Annotated in this window: 15 protein-coding genes; 8 read left to right on the top strand and 7 right to left on the bottom strand. The window is 33.4% G+C overall.

The window, feature by feature from the left end; all coding sequences use genetic code 11:
* Positions 1-17 precede the first annotated feature (17 nt).
* From Q1A73_RS14980 to Q1A73_RS14960, 5 genes are all read right to left on the bottom strand, one after another.
* Positions 18-1,880: a glycoside hydrolase family 13 protein gene (locus Q1A73_RS14980; RefSeq protein WP_299607052.1), complete on the bottom strand. Its 1,863-nt coding sequence runs from the start codon at positions 1,878-1,880 to the stop codon at positions 18-20.
* A gap of 118 nt (positions 1,881-1,998) precedes the next feature.
* Positions 1,999-4,305 carry a glycoside hydrolase family 65 protein gene (locus Q1A73_RS14975; protein ID WP_299607051.1) on the bottom strand — a complete coding sequence of 769 codons (2,307 nt, stop codon included), beginning with the start codon at positions 4,303-4,305 and terminating at the stop codon, positions 1,999-2,001.
* A gap of 82 nt (positions 4,306-4,387) precedes the next feature.
* Positions 4,388-5,050, bottom strand: coding sequence for a beta-phosphoglucomutase (gene pgmB / locus Q1A73_RS14970; protein ID WP_299607050.1), 663 nt, complete (start codon positions 5,048-5,050; stop codon positions 4,388-4,390).
* Positions 5,051-5,055: 5 nt separating this feature from the next.
* Positions 5,056-6,405 (bottom strand): MFS transporter, encoded by a 1,350-nt coding sequence (locus Q1A73_RS14965; protein WP_299607049.1) that lies wholly within the window; start codon positions 6,403-6,405, stop codon positions 5,056-5,058.
* Between the two features lie 132 nt (positions 6,406-6,537).
* The gene (locus Q1A73_RS14960; protein ID WP_299607048.1) at positions 6,538-7,560 is read right to left on the bottom strand and encodes a LacI family DNA-binding transcriptional regulator; all 1,023 of its coding nucleotides are present in this window, start codon (positions 7,558-7,560) and stop codon (positions 6,538-6,540) included.
* 225 nt (positions 7,561-7,785) lie between these two features.
* Here Q1A73_RS14960 and Q1A73_RS14955 point away from each other — a divergent pair, with 225 nt between their 5' ends.
* The 8 genes from Q1A73_RS14955 (at position 7,786) to Q1A73_RS14920 (ending at position 21,564) form a co-directional block, all read left to right on the top strand.
* Positions 7,786-10,740, top strand: coding sequence for a SusC/RagA family TonB-linked outer membrane protein (locus Q1A73_RS14955; RefSeq protein ID WP_299607047.1), 2,955 nt, complete (start codon positions 7,786-7,788; stop codon positions 10,738-10,740).
* Between the two features lie 9 nt (positions 10,741-10,749).
* Positions 10,750-12,369 carry a RagB/SusD family nutrient uptake outer membrane protein gene (locus Q1A73_RS14950; protein ID WP_299607046.1) on the top strand — a complete coding sequence of 540 codons (1,620 nt, stop codon included), beginning with the start codon at positions 10,750-10,752 and terminating at the stop codon, positions 12,367-12,369.
* A gap of 33 nt (positions 12,370-12,402) precedes the next feature.
* On the top strand, positions 12,403-13,620 hold the full coding sequence (locus Q1A73_RS14945) for a SusF/SusE family outer membrane protein (protein ID WP_299607045.1): 1,218 nt from the start codon (positions 12,403-12,405) through the stop codon (positions 13,618-13,620).
* A gap of 69 nt (positions 13,621-13,689) precedes the next feature.
* On the top strand, positions 13,690-16,467 hold the full coding sequence (locus tag Q1A73_RS14940) for an alpha-amylase family glycosyl hydrolase (protein WP_299607044.1): 2,778 nt from the start codon (positions 13,690-13,692) through the stop codon (positions 16,465-16,467).
* 422 nt (positions 16,468-16,889) lie between these two features.
* A complete protein-coding gene (locus tag Q1A73_RS14935) occupies positions 16,890-17,243 on the top strand; it encodes a hypothetical protein (RefSeq protein ID WP_299607043.1) in 354 nt (117 codons plus the stop codon).
* A 394-nt stretch (positions 17,244-17,637) separates the two neighbouring features.
* Entirely contained in the window at positions 17,638-19,842 is a 2,205-nt protein-coding gene (locus Q1A73_RS14930) for a peptidase domain-containing ABC transporter (RefSeq protein WP_299607042.1), read from the top strand.
* Between the two features lie 32 nt (positions 19,843-19,874).
* Entirely contained in the window at positions 19,875-20,237 is a 363-nt protein-coding gene (locus Q1A73_RS14925; protein WP_299607041.1) for a four helix bundle protein, read from the top strand.
* A 28-nt stretch (positions 20,238-20,265) separates the two neighbouring features.
* A complete protein-coding gene (locus tag Q1A73_RS14920; RefSeq protein ID WP_299607040.1) occupies positions 20,266-21,564 on the top strand; it encodes an HlyD family efflux transporter periplasmic adaptor subunit in 1,299 nt (432 codons plus the stop codon).
* Between the two features lie 2 nt (positions 21,565-21,566).
* Here the strand turns inward: Q1A73_RS14920 and Q1A73_RS14915 are convergent, their stop codons facing one another.
* Both Q1A73_RS14915 and Q1A73_RS14910 read right to left on the bottom strand, forming a co-directional pair.
* On the bottom strand, positions 21,567-23,570 hold the full coding sequence (locus tag Q1A73_RS14915; protein WP_299607039.1) for a tetratricopeptide repeat-containing sensor histidine kinase: 2,004 nt from the start codon (positions 23,568-23,570) through the stop codon (positions 21,567-21,569).
* 96 nt (positions 23,571-23,666) lie between these two features.
* A complete protein-coding gene (locus Q1A73_RS14910; RefSeq protein WP_299607038.1) occupies positions 23,667-25,643 on the bottom strand; it encodes an ATP-binding protein in 1,977 nt (658 codons plus the stop codon).
* Between the last annotated feature and the right edge of the window lie 131 nt (positions 25,644-25,774).

Here is a 25,774-nt window from a genome sequence, read left to right as displayed (position 1 = left end):
AGTTTGATTTTGATTTATTATTGTAATGTAAGTATCATGGATGTTCTAGAAGGTATCTCTATAGTTTCCGTCAAATCAATAGTATTATCCGTAATAATATCTTTCCCTACTTTGTGATTTTCTAAACCTTCTTTAAATCTTGTAACATCTAGCTTTTGATCTTCAGAATTATTATTAATAATCACCATAACACGTTCCTTTTCGGTATACCTAAAATAAACATACACGTTGTCAAAAGGGATATATTGTAAGAGTTCCCCTTTGTGAATAGCTTCGCTATTTTTTCTCCAATTCAATACCTTTTTCGTAAAGACATGAAAGGCTTCTTCATCCTTAGTTCTACCAGCCGTCTTCTGTTTTTCTCCTTCAGACACAAAAGCACTTCTTTTATCATCTGGCCAACCTCCAGGGAAGTCTCTACGAATATCACCATCTCCTTTTTTATCTCGGTTTCCTAACATGCCTATCTCGTCTCCATAATAGATCTGAGGGATACCTCTGGTAGTAAAAATAAGACTCATGGCCATCTTGTACTTACTAATATCACTCTGATATATTTCATTGATTCTATTCGTATCATGATTACCTGCAAAAAGTAGAATGTTATTAATATCGGGATACAAAAAGTCATTTGTGAAATTTTCATATGCTCGTATCATCCCTTTATCCCAAGAATTTCCTTCTTCGTGAAACATAACCATAATGGCATCATGCAAAGTAAAATCCATTACTGATGGAAGGTGAGAATTGAAGTTGTCGATAGCTCCTATTTTACTATCCTTTTGCCAATACGCCATTTGTGCCTGATCATGCATCCATACCTCACCAACAATATTAAAATTTGGATATTCATCCATAATTGCTTTCGTCCATTTAGCAATTCCTTCTTTATCATTATACGAATAAGTATCTACTCTAAATCCATCTAAATCTGCATATTCTATCCACCAAATGGCATTCTGTGTAATATACTGAAGAAGCAATGGATTACTCTGATTCATATCTGGCATAGTGGTATCGAACCACCCATCCATGCATCCTTTAGCATCTACTCTAGACGCATTTGTATCGAATTGAGTAGTCATTCTATAGTTACTTCTTCTAAACCCTTCTGGCCACTGGTGAATCCAATCTTTTGAAGGTAAATCTTTGATCATCCAATGTTTTGAACCCCAATGATTCGTAACATAATCCATAATTAGCTTCATATCTAATTTATGCATCTCAGTTGCTAATCTTTTATAGTCGTCATTTGTACCATATCTAGGATCAATTTTATAAAGATCACTCTGTGCATAGGTGTGATATGAATATACAGGCTCATTATCTTCTAATAAAGGCGTACTCCAAATCGCTGTAGCACCAAGCTCATTGAGGTAATCCAAATGATCAATAATTCCCTGGATATCTCCTCCATGTCTTCCTCCAGGTTTAGACCGATCTGCCTTTTCTACCGTATCTTTATGTGAATCATTAGACGGGTTTCCATTTGCAAATCGATCTGGCATGATCAAATACATAACATCACTACTATCAAATCCTTTTCGGTTAGCAGAATCTTCTCTTCTTTGTTTTAACTCATACGACTGTGAGAAAACAATCTTCTTGTTTTTTGTAAAATCTAAAATTACTTCACCTGGCTTTACTCCTTTAGTTTCGATGGTAACAAAAAGATAATTAGGATTCTCTGTTTTGGTAACATCAGTAATAGTTACTGTTTTGCTCTCAACATCATGTTCTGCTATATTTTTACCATAGCACATTAGCTGTAATTGACTAGATTTCATATCGCTCCACCAAAATGGAGGTTCTATTTTTTCTATTTGCCCGAAGGTTAATGAAACGATTAACCCAAAGAGCATGGTTAGTATGTTCTTCATGGTTTAATTTTTGATTTGTATTATTTAATTAGGTTTATCCTAATCTTAATAAAGAATTGAATTAAATACCCCAAAAACTTTCGCTTTTGGGGTATCACTAATTCATTTAAAAAATGAGTTAAACACTCATTAAACTATTTGGAGAAATGGTAAACTCCTTACCATCCACATATATTAACAGATCTTTTTCTCCTTCAAGATTAAAGGTAGTACCGTCTTGAGAAACGTTTACTTTTAAGATACTTCCTCTAAAATTAACATTAAAAGTATATCCTTTCCATTCTTTTGGAATTCTAGGCGCAAAAGATAATGTGTCATTTTTAACTCTTAGACCACCAAAACCTTCAACGATACTCATCCAGGTACCAGCCATGCTTGTAATATGTAATCCTTCTTCTACTTCTTTATTGTAGTCATCAAGATCTAATCTTGATGTTCTAAGATAAAATGTATAAGCTTGATCCATTCTATCTAAAGCTGCTGCTTGTATACTATGAACACAAGGTGAAAGTGAAGATTCATGCACTGTAAAAGGTTCGTAGAAATCAAAATGACGTTCTAACTCCTCTTTGGTAAAATGATCTTCAAACATATAAAAACCTTGCAACGTATCCGCTTGCTTGATATAAGGAGATCTTAAGATTCTATCCCAACTCCATTTTTGGTTAATAGGACGTTGAGAGTTATCCAGATTTTCAACGGTAATTAACTCTTTATCCAAGAAACCATCTTGCTGAAGATATACTTGATGTTTTTCTGAATATGGGAAATACATTTTTTCTGCCACTTCTAGCATTTGATCAATTTCTTTTTGATCAAGCTTTGTTTTGGCAATAATCCTATCGTAATCAGCTTTATAATCTGACTTTACCTTTTCGATATTTTCTACACAATACTCAATACACCATTTCGCTAAGTAATTCGTATACCAATTGTTATTGATATTATTTTCATATTCATTTGGTCCTGTTACTCCAAGAATGACATATTTTTCTTTATCTGTAGAAAATGTTGCTCTCTGATGCCAAAATCTTGCTACCCCGATCATCACTTCCAGTCCCATTTCGGGAATATAACTGTAATCACCTGTATAACGAAGATAGTTATAGATTGCAAATGTCATCGCTCCATTTCTATGAATCTCTTCGAAAGTGATCTCCCATTCGTTATGGCACTCTTCTCCATTCATAGTAACCATTGGATACAAAGCAGCTCCATTAGTGAAACCTAACTTTTCTGCATTTTCTATAGCTTTTTCTAGGTGATTATATCTATACTTCAGTAAGCTACGGGCAACTTGCTGATTTTTTGTAGCCATGTAAAACGGAATACAGTATGCTTCAGTATCCCAGTAGGTACTTCCTCCATACTTTTCTCCAGTAAATCCTTTTGGACCAATATTTAAACGAGCATCTTTTCCAAGATACGTTTGGTTTAGTTGAAAAATATTAAAACGTATTCCTTGCTGCGCTTTTACATCTCCATCTATGACAATATCTGCCATTTCCCATATACGAGACCAAGCTTTCTTTTGTAAATCCAAAAGTGCATCAAACCCTGATTCTGAAGCTTGCTTAAGTACTGCTGCACTAGCAGAAGCAATATCTTCTTTCTTATGATTCAGAGATACCGTATACCCACCGAACTTACATAAAACAGCAGTTTTTCCTTGTTTAGCGGTTACTGCATACCCTAAACTAGCTAGGGTTTTATTAGTTTCTACAACTGGGTAAACATCCTGTAACTCTCCGTCTAAAAACAACTGATTTAACATTCCTGTACAAACATGAAATTCTGTTTTCATTGTTTTAGATGAGATAAAAGCAGCATTCCCTTTATGTGATACTTCATAAGTATCCCAAAACTTATCATCCCAGTTACTATCTTCATTAGTAATTCCAGCATCTATATAGGGCTTAAAACTTACAACAGCTTCCTCATTTAAAGGTGTAACTTCATACTTGATCGCTCCTACTTCATCTAAATCCAGACTAAGGAAACGAGTTGATTTTACCGATACTTCTGTATTATTTCTAAGAATGGCTTTAAAAGAACGTTGATACCAACCTTCTTTCATATTTAATTCTCTTCGGAAATCCGATACTACTTTACACCTATGAAGATCCAGTTTTTCTCCATTGATTTCTACATCAATTCCGATCCAATTCGGAGCATTTAAAACTTTAGCAAAATACTCTGGGTATCCATTTTTCCACCAACCAACTCGGGTTTTATCAGGATAATATACTCCTGCAATGTAACTTCCCTGAAAAGTAGGGCCTGTATACGTCTCTTCAAAATTTGCACGTTGCCCCATGGCTCCGTTACCAATACTAAAAAGACTTTCTGAGGATTTAACTCTTTCTACATCAAATCCTTCTTCAATTATCGACCAGTTATCTGGTTTAATATAATCCTGATTCATCGGTTCTCTTTTTTAATTTTTAGTTGTTTGAAAAACTACCCAAGTATTTATGATCCCAAGGAAATTTCTCAAATTATTCTCATTATTTTTCGGTTGTAACTAATTGGTTAATGAATTCTTCTTTTATTTCAGTAAAATCTTTAAATACATAATCTGCTTCGTGTAAGACCTTTGGATCTCCAATACCAATACTTATCATATTGGCAATATTAGCTGCTTGAATACCTGCAACAGAATCTTCAAAAACAACACAATTTTTAGGTGCTACTCCTAACTTTTGTGCTCCAATCAAAAATACTTCAGGATCTGGCTTTGCTTTGGTTACATCGGTACCATCCACAATAGCATGAAATTTCTCTTTTAATAATACCTTATCAAGAATCACTCTTGCATTTTTACTGGCAGAACCCAGAGCTATAGCTTGTTCTTCGGTTAAAAGATATTCTAAAACTCTAGGAACATCAGGCAGAATTTCAGAGGTATCCATCGTTTCGATATAATTTAGATACTCCTCATTCTTTTTAGCCATTAAGGTCGTAAACTCTTCTTCTGAAATTGTTTTATTTCCCCATTCTAAAATTTTCTCTAAGGATTTTATTCGGCTAACTCCTTTCAATTGTTCATTCTGTTCTTCAGAAAAAGATATACCTAGTGTATTGGCTAAATTTTGCCATGCCAGAAAATGGTATTTTGCAGTGTCAACAATGACACCATCTAGATCAAATATGAATGCTTTTTTCGTCATTCTTTTTAACTTTTTGTATTAATTAAAGTATCGTCAACATCTTTTACTCTGATAACTAATAGTGCTGCAATTATAAAAGACACACCACTAATTACTAAAGCATAAATTGGATTTCCTCCATAAAAATATTTAACTACAGGTCCTCCTATAATTGCGTTTATAATCTGAGGCAGTACAATAAAGAAGTTAAATATCCCCATATAAACTCCCATTTTTTTCGCAGGAATAGAACCCGCTAGTATTGCATAAGGCATTGCCAGAATACTTGCCCAAGCAATTCCAATACCAACCATAGAAAGTATCAACCAATCTTCGTTTGGAGCTAGATAAATGGAAATAAGACCTAAGCCACCGATTATCAAAGATACAGCATGAGTTAGTTTTCTACCTATTTTTAACGCTATGTATGGTAAAAAGAATGCGAACACTGCGGAAACAGCATTATAAACCCCAAATAATACTCCAACCCAATCTCCAGCATTTTGATAAGCCTCACTGCTATGATCACTAAGTGGTAAATCATAGATATGATGTGCTATAGCAGGTGTGGAAAAAACCCACATTCCAAAAAGACCAAACCAAGAAAAAAACTGAACACCGCTCAATTGTTTCATAGTCAATGGCATTTTTCTAAAATCCGAAAAAATGTTCATTAAGGAAGATTGTTCTTCCTCTAAACCTTCTTCATCATTTTCAAATGCTGCTAATTCTTCTGGAGAATATTCTTTTGTAGTAAAAACAGTTAATAGTATACTTCCTATTAATACTGCTGCCCCAATAATAAAAGATAAAAGTAGATGAAAAGGAACTTCTCCGATTTGTGCTTCATTGGAAATACCTAACCAGTTTGCCATTACATATGGTAACCAAGATCCTATAACTGCGCCAATACCAATTAAAATAGTTTGAACGCTAAAACCAAGAGTTCGCTGATCGGATGGAAGATTATCGGCAACAAGAGCCCGGAAAGGCTCCATAGCAACATTAAAAGAAGCATCCATGATCATTAACATCCCGGCACCAACCCATAATGAAGGTAAGAACGCGGTGAACATATCTGCATTAGGCATTAGCAGCAACCCTATAGACGCAAGAATTGCTCCTGTAAGGAAAAAAGGCCTTCTTCGACCTAAACGTGTCCATGTTTTATCACTGTAATACCCGATGATAGGTTGCACAATCAACCCTGTTAAAGGTGCTACAACCCAAAACCATGATAATTCATGAACATCAGCTCCGAAAATCTGAAGTATCCTACTGGCATTTGCATTTTGTAAAGCAAAACCCATTTGTATTCCTAAGAAACCGAAACTCATGTTCCATATTTCCCAGAAACTTAGCTTACGCTTGTTCATTAAGTAAATCTTTAATAATTACTATGATAAGCGCGTACACTTATCAAAACTTATGTTAGTAGAAAGTGAAAATATAAGTTTTGATAGAGGTCAAATATATTATATTATTTTAAATAAAATAATTTTAGTGTGTTATTTTTTTGTTGATTGTCTTTGGATTAAGCTAGTATCTATAATAACGGTTTTATATTCTTCAGGAACGTCTTCTTCTCCTTCTAGCTTATCGATAAGCAACTTCGCGGCTCTAATTCCCATCTCTTCTCCATGCTGACTAATAGTCGTTAAACTTGGAATAAAATGTTTAGACAAAATACCATCGGTGAATCCAACTATAGAAACGTCATCTGGGACTTTTTTACCTTGTTCGTGTAAAACTCTTGCAGCTGTAACCGCAAATAATTCATTCACAGCAAAAATTGCATCTACCTCTTTATCTTTCAAAAAGCTAGATATTTCAGATTCGCAGTTATCGATATCTTCTATCTTTAAGATATAATCCTCTCTAGCAGTAATATCGTATGCTCGAAGCGCTCTTAAATATCCGTTAGTTCTAAGTTTACCAACACTGATATAATCCACAGTTGTAATAATTGCAATTTTTTTACATCCCAAAGAAAGTAGATGATTTGTAGCTGTTTGTGCTCCCTTTCCATCATCAATAATCACCTTATCACAAACGAGTTCGTCTATAATTCTATCAAAAAGTACCACCGGCATTCCTTGACTCATGGTCTCCTCGATGTGATGATAATCCTTCTTTTGTTGTGTTTCCTTCGCCACAGATAAAATAAATCCATCTGCACTACCACTGGCTAGCATTTCTAAATTGATCACTTCTTTGTCAAAGGAATTATTAGACGAACAAATGATTACATTGTACCCTTTTTCATTTGCAACCTTTTCTACTCCTCCAATAACAGTGGTAAAAAAATGGTGAACAATCTCTGGAATAATCACTCCTATAGTCTTGGTTTTTCGGTTTTTAAGACTCAGCGCAATGTTGTTAGGTTTGTAATTATACAACTTAGCGAAAGCTTTTACCTTTTGTCTAGTATCGAGACTAATTTCTACGCTATCTTTTAATGCTTTTGACACTGTAGAGATGGATACATCGAGCTCTTTTGCTATTTGTTTTAACGTAACTTTTTGCTTCATTTCCCTTGAATTTTTATTAAAAGCTAAATTTTAATGCGAAAATATGCGATATGATCACAATTACCCTTAAAATTTTAACAGAATTTTAAAAGTTATCCACACGCAAACGTTTTCGTAAGGTTACGGCTACACCGTACCTGAAATTTAACACAGATTTTACATACATTGGTTCTCAGAAAGTGAAAATATAAGGCTAAAAACAATTAAAAACTAATTTAATATTATATGAAAACATTTACTAAAAGCGCATTGTTTTTATTGTGGTTGATACCAATGAGCTTTTTTGCACAGTCGACAGTCACCGGTACTGTAACTGATGCTGGAAATGGTCAACCGATTCCCGGTGTGAATATCATAATTAAGGGGACAACAAATGGGACATCATCCGATTTTGATGGTAACTATTCCCTTAAAGGTGTAAACAATGGAGATATTATTGAATTCTCTTACGTTGGTTTTATTGCACAAGAATTTACATATTCTGGAAACAATAGAATTGATGTTGTTTTACAAGAAGACGCTGCTGAACTAGAACAAGTAGTAGTTATTGGTTATGGTGCTGCTAGAAAAAAAGATTTAACCGGTTCCGTAAGTACTGTAACTGCCGATGACTTTAATAAAGGGAACATTGTATCTCCAGAAAATTTATTAAATGGTCGTGTTGCTGGTGTTAATATTAATGCAGGTGGTGCTCCTGGATCTGGTGCAGCTATCAGAATTCGTGGAGGTGGTTCTCTTGCTGCTTCCAATGATCCATTGATTGTAATTGACGGGTTACCTGTTAATAACAATGTAGTTGGAGGTTCGCAATCAATCCTTTCTTCGATAAACCCTAACAACATTAAATCTTTCACCGTACTAAAAGATGCATCTGCAGCTGCTATTTATGGTAATAGAGCATCTGCGGGAGTTATCATCATCGAAACTATAAAAGGAAGTAAGGGGTTTCAGGTAGATTATAATTTTCAATCAGGTATTTACACAATTCCTAATACAATAGATGTTTTTTCAGCTAATGAATTTCGCGATGTTGTCAGAGAACAAGCTTTAGTGAATAATAATATCGATCCTACTTTATTAGGAAATGCAAATACTGACTGGCAAAAAGAAATATATAGAAATGCAGTATCGACGGATAACAACATTTCTATAAGAGGTTCTTTGTTTGATGTTTTGCCTGTTAGATTATCATTAGGACATCTTGATCAAGGAGGACTACGATTAACTAGTGAATTTGAAAGAAGTACCGCAGCTTTAGTACTTAATCCCACTTTTTTAAATGGAAACCTAAAGTTCAACTTAAATGCAAATGCTACTTTTGAAAAAAGAAGATTTGCTAATGGTGTTGAAGGAGCAGCTCTTGCTTTTGATCCAACACAACCTGTGATAGATCCCAACTCTCCCTTTGGTGGTTTTTTTGAATATGATAGCATAAATCCAGATGGTTCATTCAATGACGTTCTTGCTGTTTCTAACCCAGTAGCTTCGCTATTGCAAAGAAATAACCGTAGTCAAGTAGACCGTTACTTTGGAAATTTCAAAGTAGATTATTCTTTTTGGTTTTTACCAGAACTAACAGCTACAGTAAATGTAGGTTTTGATGAGCAGAATGGTGATGGTTTCAATGAACTATCAAGACAGAATAGCAGCGGACAACTATCTTCTGATGGTACTTTAGATGGTTCTAGAACTGAATTTGAAAGTTATAGAAGAAATACGTTATTTGATTCTTACTTAAATTATAAGAAAGATTTTGGAGGTTTCAATTTAGACCTAACTGGAGGATACTCTTATCAAAACTTTAGAGTTGAAGATTCTAATACTGGTGAACTAAGAGGTGATAACGAGTCTAATCAAGCCATTAGAGCATTTGATCCAGATCTAGTGTTAGTAGCTTTTTTCGGTAGAGCAAATCTTTCTGTAAATGACAAGTATTTATTAACACTATCATACAGAAGAGATGGAACATCAAGATTTAGTGAAGATAACAGATGGGGTAATTTTCCATCAGCTGCATTTGCATGGAATATTTCCGACGAAAACTTCTTAGCGGATTCCCAAACATTGAGCAATTTAAAACTGCGTTTAGGATATGGTGTTACTGGTCAGGAGAATATCGGAGCAGGACAATTTAACAAATTACCATATATAGCACAATATCAATTAAGTCAAAACACTTCTCAGTATATATTTGGAGATGCTTCTATAACTGTTGCTAATCCATCTCTAAGAAATGAAGAATTAAAATGGGAAGTTGCTACTCAATACAACATTGGTTTAGACTTTGGATTATTCAATGATAGAATCAACGGATCTGTAGATGTTTACCGTAGAGAAACGGAAGATCTATTTATTAGTGGTAGTTTACCAGATGGTGCTAACTTTGGAAATATTGGGCAGCAGAATCTTGGAGAATTATTAACGGAAGGTATAGAACTAAATCTTAATGCAGATATTGTAAGGAATGAAAACTTTTCATGGAATATCAATTATAACGCTGCGATGATTGACCAAGAAGTTCAAAAGCTTGTGGGTGGCGAAGATCAACTAGTTGGTGCTTCTGTTGGAGGTACAGGTGGTAATGTTCAACTACACAGAGAAGGTTTCGCTCCTTTTTCATTTTTGGTATTCAAACAATTATATGACGAAAATGGTGCTCCTATAGAAGGTGCATATGCTGATTTAAATGGTGATAACATTATCAACAGTGATGATAGATATATTTATCGAAATCGTGATGCTGATGTAACAATGGGATTCCAATCCAATATGACTTACAAGGGATTTGATTTTTCATTTAATCTTAGAGCGAGCCTTGGTAATTATGTATTTAACGCAGTAGAAAACTTGGCAACATACAATGCTATAAATAACAATGGAACACTAGCTAATATAAACACGTCGGTATTAGACACTAATTTTAATGTTTTCGGAGACACATTCCAATCAGACATTTATGTGGAAAATGCTTCCTTTTTAAAAATGGATAATATCACTTTAGGATATACCTTTAATAAGTTCTTTGGAGATACGTCTTCAATACGATTATGGGGTGGTATTCAAAACGTATTTATATTGACTGAATATTCGGGATTAGATCCTGAAATCTTTTCTGGGATCGATCAAACTATCTTCCCTCGCGCAAGAACCTTCTTAATGGGAGCTAATGTAAAATTTTAATTTATTGTTATGAAAACGAATATAAAAACTAATTATTTCAAGTATTTAATGATGGTGATGGGAGTCATAATCTTAAATTCTTGTACAAGTGATTTAGATCAAGATCCAAGAGATGACAGAGTTTTTATTGATGAAGAATTCTATTCTGAACCTGGAGCTTATGAGCAAGCTATCGCAGGAGTATATGGAAACTTCTCTCTTACAGGATTAACAGGCCCTACTTCTTCTAACATTGGAGGACTGGATGCGGGTACGAGTCAATATGGTCGTGGTATTATGAACATGCAAATATTTAGTACAGATGAAATTGTATGGACCTATATTAACGATGAAAGTGGATTTATAGATGATTTACAAACTTCTACTTGGACAGGAGCGAATACTATTCTTCGTGGATTCTTTAGTAGAGCGATGTATTCAGTTGCATTATCCAATGAGTTCTTACGCCAAACTACTGATGATAAGTTAAATTCGAGAGGAGTTAATGGTGAATTAAGAACAGAAATAGCTGCTTACAGAGCAGAAGCGCGACTAATAAGAGCATTGGCTTATTATCATCTAATGGATTCTTACGGAAGAGCTCCGCTATACACTGAAAACGATGCAGTGGGAAATACTCAAGGACCTGAAATGAATCGTCAGGAATTGTTTGACCTTATAGAAACTGAATTACTAGCTATAGAACCTGAGCTTGCGGACCCTAGACAAAATCAATATGGAAGAGCTGATAAAGGAGTAGCTTGGGCAATACTTGCCAAAATTTATTTGAACGCAGAAGTTTATATTGGAAGCAATAGATATAGTGATTGTATCACTTATTGTGAAAGAATTATAAACGGAGGGTACACTTTAGCGAATACGTATAAAGATCTTTTTAGAGGTGATAATGATACAAATCAGGCAGCTAACGAGATTATTTTTCCTTTAATTGCCGATGGTCAATTTGTACAAAATTTTGGTCCTACAACGGTAATGACAAATGGTGCTGTAGGAAGTATTGAGCAAAATGGAGAAAACCTTGGTGTATCCGCCGGAGGTTGGGGTGGCGCTATTAGAATATCACCTCAATTTGCTGAGAAATTTGATGATGCTGCTTTTACAAGCGACGAACGAAATACCATCTTAAAAGAAGACAGAACAGCAGAAATTACCAATATTACAGATCCTAGTACAGGTTTCGTTTTAGAAAAATATACGAACGTAACGACTGGAGGTGACACCGGAACAGATGCTAATAATACATTCTCAGATGTTGATTTTCCTCTTTTTAGATTAGCTGATTTTTATCTAATGTATGCAGAAGCCAATCTTCGTGGAGGAGGAGGCGATGAAAACATTGCTTTAGGTTATATCAATGATCTTAGAAATAGAAGTAATTCAGCTACTGTTTCTTTAGCTGATGTTGATCTTGATTTTATCATCGATGAAAGAGCAAGAGAATTATATTGGGAAGGACATAGAAGACAAGACCTGATACGTTTTGGACTTTTCTCCGGAGGAAGCTATAACTGGGCTCTTAAAGGAAATTCTCAGAATGGAATCTCAATTCCTGCATTCAGAGACCTATTCCCTATTCCAGATGCGGCAAGAGCTGCCAACCAAAATTTAGGCCAGAATCCTGGTTATTAATTATTAAACTCAATTCTTAAAAATAAAAGCAAAATGAAAAAAGTACTAATATTAATTCTAGCATTTGTTGGTGTTATTACCTTCAATGCATGTACCGACGATGACGCGCTTGTATTTACAGCACAAGACCCTGTTGAAGCTATAACTTTTGTAAATTCTTTTTCATCAGAATATGTTTTAACAGCTGAAACTTTTGACAACACAGCAGAAAGATTTGTATGGCAATCTCCTGATTTTGGAGTTGAGACCGCTATCAGTTATGAACTTCAAGGATCAGCGATGTCTTCATTTGATACTTTTGAATCCCTTGGAACTACGTCTGCGAATGATATTGCAATAACAGTAAAGCAGTTATTTGATCTTGCTGCAATCGCGGGAATAGATAATGATCCAGAAACAACTCAAGTCGACGGAGACGGAAACCCAGTTCTTGATGGTGATGGGAACCCATTACCAAACAATGCAGGTGAACTATTCTTTAGATTAGTAGCATCAGTAGGTACGACAACAGATGGTCCTTCTACGATTTCTGATGTATTACCCTTAGCTGTATTCTTGCCTGAGCCTACTGGTGAAGAACCAGTTGTTTTGTTAAGAGAATTATTTTTAGTTGGAAACGCAACCGCAGCAGACTGGAATAATAACAATAATAACACTCCATTAACTAGAGATCCAGGAAATGAAAATTCTTATAGCTTTACTGGATATTTTGTAGCTAACGAGTTTAAATTGCTTGAGACTAAAGGGCAATGGCAACCACAATGGGGATTAGATGGTGGATCTTTTACAAGTAGTGATATTCTTGGTGGAGATCCAGGATCTTTTGTAGTTCCTGCAACTGGATATTACACATTAACTGTTTCTGTAGACCCAGATAATTTATCTCATACATTTGATCCTTTTGATGCAAGTACTTCTCCAACATATGCTACAATTGGTGTTATTGGTAATGCCACTAACAGCGCTGACGATGATGGTGACGGAACTCCTGATGGATGGCAAAGTGATATGGACTTAACTCAGTCAAGTTTTGATCCGCATATTTGGTATGTTAACGGGATAACTCTAGAAGTTGGAGAGATCAAATTTAGAGCAGATGATGATTGGGCTGTAAATTGGGGTAACAATACCGAACTTACAGGTTTTGGTACCATGGGTGGACCAAACATTCCAGTATCTAGAGAAGGTGTATACGATATTTGGTTTAACGATCTTAACGGAAGTTATGTACTTATTCCAATAGTAGAATAATATATCCTTAGTTATCAAAAAGGCTGTTTAATAACAGCCTTTTTGTATTCTAAATAAAAATATATAGTCATGAAAAAATTTACTTTATTATTCCTATTCTTTCTAGGATTGACCTTAGCTCATGCGCAACAACAAAATGCTACCTTTACAATTGACCCGGCTGCTTTTAATGAAGATGATGAGATTACCATTACAGTTTCAGGAATCGATCTTAGCCTTTGGGGAAATGGTGATCTCTATTTATGGGCTTGGTATTTTGATCTTAATGATGATTTTGCAGGTAATGCTCCGAATAATGGAGATTGGACCGACTCTTCAAATGCTACAACTCCGCAAGTATTTACAGCCAACGGAGACGGAACCTATTCTATTACCTTAACTCCTACTACTTTTTACGGCGCTACAGGAATAGGAAGAATTGGAATGTTAGCTAAGGCTCAAGATGGAACCGGCGACAATAAAACTCAGGATAATCTTGTAGAAGTAGGAATTTTTCAACTTACTTTAAATACACCAACTGATGCTGTAAGTATTATTGATAACGGTAGTGATTTAGCAATTTCTGCTACCACTACAATTAATGCTGATTTTGAACTATTTGCTAACGGAATGTCGGTAGATACACAAACTGGGATTACAAACTACACCAACAACTATACAATCACAGAAGGTGTTGATTTTGAACTTATAGCTACAGAAACTGGAACGTCTAATTCCCTAACCGAAACATTCTCTGCAATTACAACGCCTGTAGTCACAGAATCTCCAGTTCCAACTGGAATGGAAGATGGATTAAACTTGAATGGCACCTCTGCAACATTCGTTCTTTTTGCACCAGGAAAAGATTATGTACATATTAAAGGTAATTTTAATGGTAATGACTGGAGTTTAGACAACACCTATTTATTAAATAAAGATAGTGCACAAGATAGATTCTGGATTACTATAGATATGCCGAATAACTCAGATATACTTTATCAGTATGTTGTAGATGCATCAATTTCGGTTGCTGACCCCTACTCTACTTTGATTCTATCTGAATTTAATGATGTTTTTATTGACAATGCTACTTTCCCTGATTTACCAAGCTATCCTACGGGGAAAACAAATGATGCGGTTTCATGGTTTAAAACTGGTGAAACCGAATATGTATGGCAAACTACGGACTTTCAGAGACCAGAAGTAACGGATTTAGTTATTTATGAATTGTTAATTCGTGATTTCGACAATTTACATACTTTCGACGCCGTAAAAAATAGACTAGACTATTTACAAGACTTAGGAATTAATGCCATAGAATTAATGCCTGTTTCAGAATTTGATGGAAACATAAGTTGGGGATACAACCCTTCTTTCCATATGGCTTTAGATAAATATTATGGTACACCAACTTCCTTTAAACAATTTGTAGATGAATGCCATGCTAGAGGAATTGCTGTAATTCTGGATGTAGTGTATAATCATGCTACTGGTCAAAACCCGTATTATAGAATGTGGAATGATTGTAATGGTTGTTACAATGGTCAAGCTACGGCAGAAAATCCAATATTTAGACAAACAGATTCCAACCCTACATTTTCTTTCTTTAATGATATTGATCATGAATCTTCTGCCACAGAGGAATACATAGATCGATTAAATGAATTTTGGTTAACCGAGTATAATGTAGATGGATTTAGATTCGACTTTACAAAAGGATTTACAAATACCATTGGAGATGGAGGTTCATTCGATCAAAGTCGTATAAATATCCTAACAAGAATGAATACTGCCATTCAATCAGTAGATCCAAATGCTTATGTTATTCTTGAGCATTTTGCACCTAATACAGAAGAAACTATACTTATTAACGAAGGAATGTTAGTATGGGGGAATCATAATTTCAACTACAACCAAGCAACAATGGGATATGGAGATTCTAATTTTCAATCAGTTTCCTATTTATCTCGTGGTTGGACGACACCGTCTAATATAAGTTATATGGAAAGTCATGACGAAGAGCGTTTAATGTACAAAAACATTCAGTTTGGTAATGCTACAAATGCTCCAACCTATGATGTAACAGAATTATCTACCGCATTAGATCGCGTAGAGTTAGCAGGTGCATTCTATTTTACAATACCAGGACCGAAAATGATTTGGCAATTCGGGGAATTAGGATATGAATTTAGTATCAACCGCTGTCAGGATGGAAGTAATAGTGATAATTGTAGAACTGATCCAAAACCAATTCGTTGGGATTACTTTGACGTTGCAGATAGAAAAGACGTATATGATTTGTATACCAAACTTATTCAGTTAAAGTTAAATGAAGATATTTTTAAAACAGATGACTTCACTTTATCTGTAGCTTCTCCAACATCCAAGAAAATTCAACTAACTAATAATTCTGCCACTGGAGATGAGATTAAATATGTAACGATTATTGGTAATTTCGGAGTAAATACACTTTCTATCAATCCAACCTTTCAAGAAACTGGTACTTGGTATGATTTATTAGATGATACAGGTGCAAGTATTGAAGTAACCGACGTAAATGCTACGATTAGCTTGGAGCCAGGAGAATTTAAAGTATATGCTAACGAACAAAGAAGCTTAAGTACTCCTGATATTGATAATATTACCAGTTTCAATGCTTATCCTAACCCTGCAAAAACGGCCTTTAGTATTAATGAATCCGTGCAAAAGGTATTTGTGTATAATATCACAGGAGCACTTGCTAAAAAGTTTGAAGGTAATTTTGAAGCTGGAAGTAGTTTTGAAATAGGAGATCTGGCTAGAGGACTCTATCTAGTACAAATCCAGAATGAAAAAGGAATAGCCACCACCAAGTTGAGTTTGCGCTAAGACGTATAACGCGCATGTATTTTTAAAAAGGAGTGTCACATAAGCACTCCTTTTTTTATTTGATTCTAACCATCCAAAACCAAAAATTTCTTCACTAAATTAATTTTATCAGCTAATGTCTTTATATCAATCATATATAGCTTATGATTGATATTCGAATCAGCAAACATTGCGAAATTAAAATATAACAAAACACCACCACAATAAATGTGATTCTCTTCAAAATCGTGTTAAAAATTGATAAAAACCACAACTTATTAACGCTACAACGTTTAAGTAGATTTTCTTCTAGTAACATTCTCTTCCTTTTATGCACTAGATAATAATAGTATACTATCAATAATTATTAATTTTTAATCTTTTGAAAGCTTAAACTATACGACCCTAATTTTAAAGGTATTAGTGAAAAACGTTTTCTCTATTTGAGAAAACACTATGATTTGTTAAATAAAACCTCTTGGAATGAAAAAACTAAAACTAAATTCATTTTAAATAAAACAGTAACCTATCATGAAGATGAAAATGATGATATTATACTATATTACAAATCTCCACAAGATCAAAAAATCACTACGATCACAATAGAAGATTGGGACTTTTTTATTTTTTATTTTGAAGAACCTACTACAATTAAAGAAGTTGCATCAGAAGCATTTTTGGATGAAGGTATATCCTCTCAAATGACTAAAGAACAATTAGAAGAAAAACTATATTCCATGGTTATGGATCGTTGCATGTATAATGAGATTCTAACGTTTTACGAAGACCAAAAATAAAAACTTTAAAATGAAGAGTTTAACGATCAACTAATAGCTTTTGATAATGTTTCATTAAGAGATCAATCTTAAAACTATATCGCTCTAAAACCCTACAAAACAATTATAAGCCATAGAATTACAAATTTCAACATAAAAATACTCTCTATGATCTTGAAAAAACATTCATACTTAAAACACCTGAATCCGAACACATTAAAGTGTCTCAACTATAACGAAAACCTACAATTACACTCGTACAATATTAAAAAATCATTTTAGGTGGGTAACAAATCCTAGGTTAAATAAACTAATATATAGACGCAATTTAGGAACTAAGATGAGTTTGATAGCAAAATCGAAAAGATTTACTTTTCTTTGTAGCGCAACTCATCACTCATAATTAAAACGTTTAATGCCAAAATTTCCCTTTTACAAACAAGCCGAATCAAAAGATTGTGGACCTACTTGTATAAAAATTATAGCTAAACATTACGGAAAAGTATTGAATACTCAGAAGCTTAGATCTCTTAGTGAAACCACTAGAGAAGGGAGTTCATTACTTGGACTAAGTGAAGCGGTAGAGAGTATTGGATTTAGATCCTTGGGTGTAAAGCTATCTTTAAATCAATTGTTGGAGGTTCCTTTACCATGCATAGTACATTGGAATAAGGTTCATTACGTGGTGGTTTACAAAGTGAAATCTACCAAAAAAAATGGGATGAAAATTTATGTGTCAGATCCCGCACATGGACTGATTACCTATACGCAAGAAGAGTTTATCAAAGCATGGATTGGTAATAATGCTGATCAAACTACAGAAGAAGGTGTTGCATTATTGGTAGAACCTACACCAAAATTTTACAGTGATAACATCGATGAGGAAGACGAAGAATTCGGATTCAAATTCATTTCAAAATACGTTTTTAAGTATAAAAAATTCATCTTCCAACTAATACTTGGATTAACAGCTGGGAGTTTGCTTCAATTAATAACTCCATTTCTTACACAAAGTATCGTTGATGTCGGTATCAAAAACGAAGATATTAATTTTGTATACCTGGTATTAATTGCACAATTATCCTTATTTATTGGTCGTACATTGATTGATGTTCTGAGAAGTTGGATCTTGCTGCATCTAAGTACGAGAATTAATATCTCGTTAATTTCTGATTTCTTCATAAAATTAATGAATCTACCTATCTCCTACTTTGATGTAAAAATGACAGGAGATTTATTACAAAGAATTAACGATCATAAAAGGATAGAACAAATACTTACCATGTCTTCGCTGAATGTGTTGTTTTCTATGGTAAACCTAATTGTATTTAGTATTGTTCTTATCTATTATAGCTTTTCTATATTCGCTGTTTTTGCTGTGGGTAGTGCTATCTATTTTGCTTGGATACTTATTTTCTTCAAAAAACGTAAAAAATTAGACTATAAACGTTTCTCTCAGATTAGTGAAGAACAAAGTAAGGTGATCGAATTGGTGAATGGTATGCAAGAAATAAAATTGCATAATGCCGAAAAAAGAAAACGATGGAATTGGGAATTTGTACAAGCTAAATTATTTAAAATATCTATTGAAAACCTAGCTTTAGAGCAATACCAAAGTGTTGGTTCAGCATTTATTAATGAGCTAAAAAATATACTAATTACAATTCTTTCTGCTGTTCTTGTTATTGATGGGGATATTACATTAGGTATGATGCTAGCCATTACTTCTATTGTAGGACAATTAAACGCTCCTATTACCCAATTGATCAATTTCTTAAGAGAATTACAAGACGCACAAATTTCTTTAGAGCGTTTGGGTGAAATTCATAATAAAGAAGATGAAGAAAAATCTGGTGATGAAAAGATAAGAGAAGTACCTGAAAATTCTGGTTTTGAAATCAAAAAATTAAGTTTTAGATATGTTGGTTCCGATAAGCCTGTGCTACAAAATTTGGATTTATCAATTCCTGCCAATAAAATTACTGCAGTTGTAGGTGTTAGTGGTAGTGGTAAAACTACGCTAATGAAACTTCTTCTAAAATTTTATGAACCAGATGAAGGTCAAATCTTTATAGGTACTCATGATTTAAATAACGTATCACAAAAAGCCTGGAGAGATCAATTTGGTGTTGTGATGCAAGAAGGATATATTTTTAATGATACTATTGCCAACAATATTGCCGTTGGCGAAGATTATGTAGATAAGAAAAAATTAGCACACGCAGTAGATGTGGCAAATATCAAAGAGTTTGTAGAGTCGTTGCCACTATCATACAATACTAAAATTGGCATGGAAGGTGTTGGTCTCAGCACTGGACAAAAACAGCGTTTATTTATAGCAAGGGCTGTGTATAAAAACCCAAAATTCTTATTCTTTGATGAAGCTACATCCGCATTAGATGCCAATAATGAAAAGGTGATCATGGAAAAACTAGATACGTTTTTTAAGAATAAAACGGTGATGGTGATAGCGCATAGATTAAGTACCGTTAAAAATGCAGATCAAATCGTAGTATTAGACAAAGGAGAAATTATTGAAGTAGGAAATCATGAGTCTTTAATTAAAGAAAAAGGAAGCTATTATAATTTAGTTAAGAATCAATTAGAATTAGGAAAATAATTTCTAATTAAGAATTACGAATTAAAAACTTAATGAAAAAAGAAAATATTATTCAACAAAAAAGTTACGAATTCGCCCTATTATGTATTGACTTATTTAGGAAGTTAACAAAAGAGCGACATGAATATATTTTGTCTAAACAGTTTCTAAGGAGTGGTACATCGATAGGAGCTAATGTAGAAGAAGCGATAGGTGGGCGAAGTACTAAAGATTTTTTATCCAAATTATCCATCTCTTATAAAGAAGCTCGAGAAACTCATTACTGGTTAAGATTATTAAGAGATAGTAATTATGTCAATGTGGAAGAAAGTAAAAATTTAATAGATAAATGTGAAGAATTACTTAGAATTATTGGTTCAATACAAAAAACTACCAAACTCAAAATTCGTAATTAATAATTTATAATTTTGAAATTATAACAGCATGCCAGATAATTTAGATGACATACAATTAAGGAGTGAAGAAGTTCAGGAAATTCTAACACGTGTTCCGCATTGGATGATTCGATGGGGAAACCTTCTGATTCTAACACTAATATTACTTTTACTTTTTCTTTCTTGGATGCTAAAATATCCTGATACCATTCCTGCACAAGCAGTTATTACAACCGATGTTCCTTTGCAAAAAGAGCAGGCAAATGTAAGTGAGAAAATAGAGGCGATATTCGTTAAAGAAGGTGATACCGTTCCAGAAAAAACTCCTTTGGCTATTTTAAGAAATACAGCAAACTATCTTGACGTTTTTAGTCTTAAAAGAGTTGTTGATACGATCAAAATCAATAATCAACAAATTAAATTTCCTTTTGAAAAAATGCCACCATTATTAGAACTCGGTGACATTCAGACTAGTTATGCTACTTTCGAAAACAACTATATCGAATACACTCTAAACAAGGAACTAAAACCGTTTTCTGGTGAAAACTTAGCAAATCAGATATCTCTGTCCGAACTTTACCGAAGGCAAGAAAGCATTTTAAATCAAAAAAGAGTTGAGCAAAGAACTTTAAGTTTAAGAAAAAAGACTTTTGATAGGCAACAAGAGTTGTTTGATAAAGGAAGTATATCTCTCCAAGAATATGAACAATCAAAGATTGAATACTCACAATTTGAGAATAATTATAAAAACTATACCAATCAACTTTCCCAAATAAAAGAGCAAATCAGTACAGTACAAAAAAACTCGAAAGGAACAGAATTTAATCAACAACGAGAAGAAATCAATCTACGAAATAAAGTAATACAGTCTTTTGACCAGTTAAAGAGGAGCATTAAAGATTGGGAACTTCGCTATTTATTGCAATCAGATATAGAAGGTAGAGTTTCTTTTTCCAATTATCGATTTGAAAATGAAAATGTAACTGCAGGAGATATTGTATTTATAGTAATCCCAATTCAGGACTCATTATCTTATGTTGCTAAAATAAAAGCCCCTACTCAAAATTCTGGTAAAATTAAAATTGGCCAAAAAGCCAATATTAAACTAGAAAATTTTCCGGATGATGAATTTGGTATGCTACAAGGTAAAGTAGATTATATATCCATGTTACCAGATAAAGATGGATTATATCTTATCGATGTAAAACTGCCTAAAGAGTTAGTTACCACTTATAATAAAAAAATTCCTTTCCAACAGGAAATGCGTGGTTCTGTAGAAATAATAACAGAAGATCTACGGCTAATAGAACGTTTCTTTTATCAGTTTAGAAGTTTAATGGATAAATAAGATTAGGCCGCTTTGGGTAGTGTGATACAAAAAACACTTCCCTTTCCTAAAACACTTTCCACTTGTATCTTACCTCTATTAAGTTCTATAAGCTCTTTACAGATTCTGAGTCCTAGGCCTGTTCCACTTTCATTACCAGTTCCTTTGGTAGTAAATGTATCTTCGGCAAATAATTTATGAAGATTAGATGGGTCAATACCTACACCAGTGTCTTCGAAACAAATCTCGTAATGATCCTCTTTCTCTATAGAAACTAATGCTATTGAATCACCAGGGTTACAGAACTTAATAGCATTTGCAATCAAATTCTGCGCAACAATACCAAACATATCTTTATCTGCATAAATTCTTGTAGGATTTAATTTATTGATCAATTTGATATCCTTTTTCTCTGCTTTGGGAGTAAAAAAAGTAAACTTATCTTCTATCACCTCATTAATATCAAAACTAACTGGTTTTGCATTAAGTTCTTTCATTTGCGATTTCGACCAATTCAAAAGATTATTTAAAAGAATAGACGTTTGATGCGTTCTATTAGCCAAAATTGGAATGATCTCGTTAAACTCCTGGTTGGAAATCGCATTATCTTTTAAAAGATTTAGACTTCCATCTAAACCTAGAATTTCATTTTTTAAATCATGAGAGATGATAGAAAACAACTTATTTTTTGTTTCGTTAGAATGGTTTAATTGAGAGATTAATTTCTTGCGATCTCTTCTTGTTTTAAAAATTATTATCAGGAAAGCCAAAACAGCAATTAAAACTGAAATCAATCCTAATGCAAACGTCTTGTACTTAAATAACTTTGCTTCATTATCTCTTTCTTTTCTTTCATTTTCATCGATCATTTTTAAATGTTCGATTTCTGCTTTATGCCTTTTCTCTGCTCTTTGTATTTTCTCTGCAGAAATTTTAATTCTCTTTTTTTCAGAAAGTTCTTGAGACTTTTTTTGCCAAGCAAGGACTTTATAGATATTACCTTGAACGGAGTCTAATTTGGCAGCTATTTTATAATTGGCCAATAAATGCTCCGTTGGATCTATATCTTTTATGGACAAAAACTCTTCTCTGGCATTATTTAATAGCACTTCTGCTTCTTGATAACGTTTTGTTTCTAGCGCTATTTTTGCCATTTGTTGTTTCGAAATTATTAAAGGTATCGTTAATGCGAAATGCTTAGTTCTAGAGCCTATGCTTAAAACGGTATCGTAGTACTTCTCTGAAGTAGTATATTCTTTTTCATGAAGTGCTATTTTCGCAAGAATATAGTAGGAATAGATTGTGTACACTGGTAAACTATCATTCTTGTTAATATCTAAGGCTACATCGACTATATTTTTTGCCTTTTCTGGCATTTTATTATTGATATATAGAAACGATAAATTATTCATAAAGAGACCAATTCCCTTTTTATCTTTTATCTTTTCCATTTGAGCAATAGCCTTATTGTAATATTGCTCTGCCAATTCAAAGTCTTCTAGTTTGGCATATAAATCGCCTAAATAATTATTCACGGTAGCGATACCATTCTTATCGTTTACTTCTGTGTAATATGTCTGAGATTCTAGTAAGTGTTCCGCTGCAACAGTTAAATTATCACTATAATACTCTAAAAAATAAAGATTTTTATAGGCTTTCGCTAAACGTCCTTTATCTTTTAATTTCTTTAGAATTTTTATCGCCTCTTTATAACTTTGCCCCGCATAATAATATTCATTTTGTTGGCTATATGCTTCTCCTTGATCGATAAAAGCATCACTTAAAACCACTGAATCTTTGTACTTATGTGCTGCGGATATCACTTGTTTTGAAAGAAAAAGTGCACTATCTATTTGCTTAACAGCTACTAAATGATTAAGAAATTGTTGAGCTTTATGAAGTTCTTCTGTTCCCTCTATATGACCTTGATACCACAAATGATTATTGATATCATCCTGTCCACGAAGCACAAAAACACAGCTCAAAAAAGCTATTAAATGGGTAATATGTTTATAATAGATATTCAATATACTATTTGTATATGTCTAAAAAAGACAGATATTAGCCCCTTTGGTAATTGAGATAACAAGATAGATCTTTACCTTATATCAAGAATATAAGTATTAGGCAGCTTTAGGTAATTGCACACAAAAAGTACTTCCTTTTCCCGGTATACTTTCTACCTCTATTCTGCCTCTATTAAGTTCTATTAGTTCTTTACAGATTCGGAGTCCAAGACCAGTTCCTGTTTCATTCTCCGTTCCATTAGTTGTAAAAGTATCTTCTGCAAATAGCTTATTTAAATTTTCTGGATCAATACCTACTCCCGTATCTTCAAAACAAATCTCATAAAAGTCCTCTTTTTCTCTCGCTGTCAATGCAATAGAATCTCCAGAATTACAAAATTTAATGGCATTAGCAATTAAGTTTTGCGCTACAATACCAAACATGTCTTTATCCGCAAAAATTTTGGCTGATCCCAACTGATTAATCAACTGAATATCTTTTTTCTCTGCTTTAGGTCTAAAAAATGTGAACTTATTACTGATAACTTCTGTAATATCAAAAGTTGTTGGTTTAGGATTCAATTCTTTCATTTGCGATTTCGACCAATTCAACAGATTATTCAACAAAATAGATGTTTGGTGTGTTCTATTAGCTAATAATGGTACAATTTCTTTAAATTCTTCCGTAGAAATTACATCTTCCTTCATTAAATTTAAACTACTTTCCAAGCCGTGTATTTCATTTTTCAAATCGTGTGATATAATCGAAAACAGTTTGTTTTTAACCTGATTAGACTCATTAAGTTCTTTGATATACCTTTTCCTTTCTTTTCTGGTTTTAATTATCAAGATCATAAACACTAGAATTACTGCTATCACCGCTAGACTAATAAATGTCATTAATCTATACTTGAATAATTGTTCTTTGGTTTGTTGCTCTCTTTTTTCCTTTTCGTCCTGTAATCTAAGCTGTTCTAACTGTGCTTCATATCTAGACTTTGTATTCTCTACTTTTTTGGTCGTTAGATCATTCATACGCTTATCAGAAAGTTCCTGATATTTCTTTTGCCAAGCAATGGCTCCTAGCAGATTTCCTCTTGTAGAATCTAGTTTAAAAGAATATTTGTAATTCTTAAGAATTAGAGAAGTAACATTAGATTTTATAAGGTCTTCTCTTGCTACTTTTAAATATTCTTCCGCTTTTTTGAACTCGTTTTGTTCTAAAGCTATGATTCCTAACTGTTGTTTTGCATTATGAACAATAAGCTTAAAATTAGCTTGTGTTCCAACGCATTGCGTCGTATCATAGAATTTTTTGGCTTTTTCATATTCTTTACCATACATGGCTACCTTTGCCATAATACTATAAGACTGTGCAGTATGTCTTAGATCATTTTCTGCTTTATTAATCTGTAGTGCCTCTTTTAATAGTACCTTAGCTTCTTCTAATTTCCCGCCTTCGGTATGAAGTAGAGCTAAGTTATTAATCGTTAAACCAACACCTTTAAGTTTAAGTCTTCTAGCCATCTTCATGGATTTAAGATAAAACTTCTCAGCATTCGGGATATCATTTAACTCTTTATAAATAATTGCTAGGTTATTATATACTGCAGTAAGTCCAATACTATCCTTTAGTTGTTCTCTCTGTAATTTAGCATCTAACAGATGATTAGCAGCCTCTTCAATATTACCTTTATTACGTTCTATGATATACCTATCATTACTTACCATGGCTAACCCATTCTTATCTTCAATTTTTTGAAAATTGAATGTTGCTTTTTCAAAGCTTTCATTAGATTCCAGATATCTATTTAATTCATTATTTAGTACTCCTTTTAATCTATATACTAAACCTAATCCTCTGGTATATTCGATATCATTTGCAATATCAATCAATTGATTGGCTAAAGGTTCTGCTATATCAAGACGATCTTCATTAACAAATTGCTGAAGCTTATTTACTTTATCATTGAAAGACAAAGAATCTTTTAATGTCTTAATTTTGGAAAGATCAATTCCAGTAAGTTCTTTTTGCGAAAAGCAAAAAAAACTTGTGAAACAGAAAACTAATACGGTAAAGGTTGCTTTATTCATACTATTTACTTTGGGGCTTAAATCAGATGAAATGCTACTTATTTTCAACAAAATACACAAAAAAAAGTCAAACAACAAAATAATGTAGTCTTATTCTTACATATTTTTATAGTTTTACCGTAAAAAGGAAA

The organism is uncultured Aquimarina sp., assembly GCF_947492115.1.
Classification (GTDB): domain Bacteria; phylum Bacteroidota; class Bacteroidia; order Flavobacteriales; family Flavobacteriaceae; genus Aquimarina.
The sequence above is the reverse complement of the archived record's forward strand: the minus strand, read 5'-3'. Positions and strand labels throughout refer to the sequence as shown.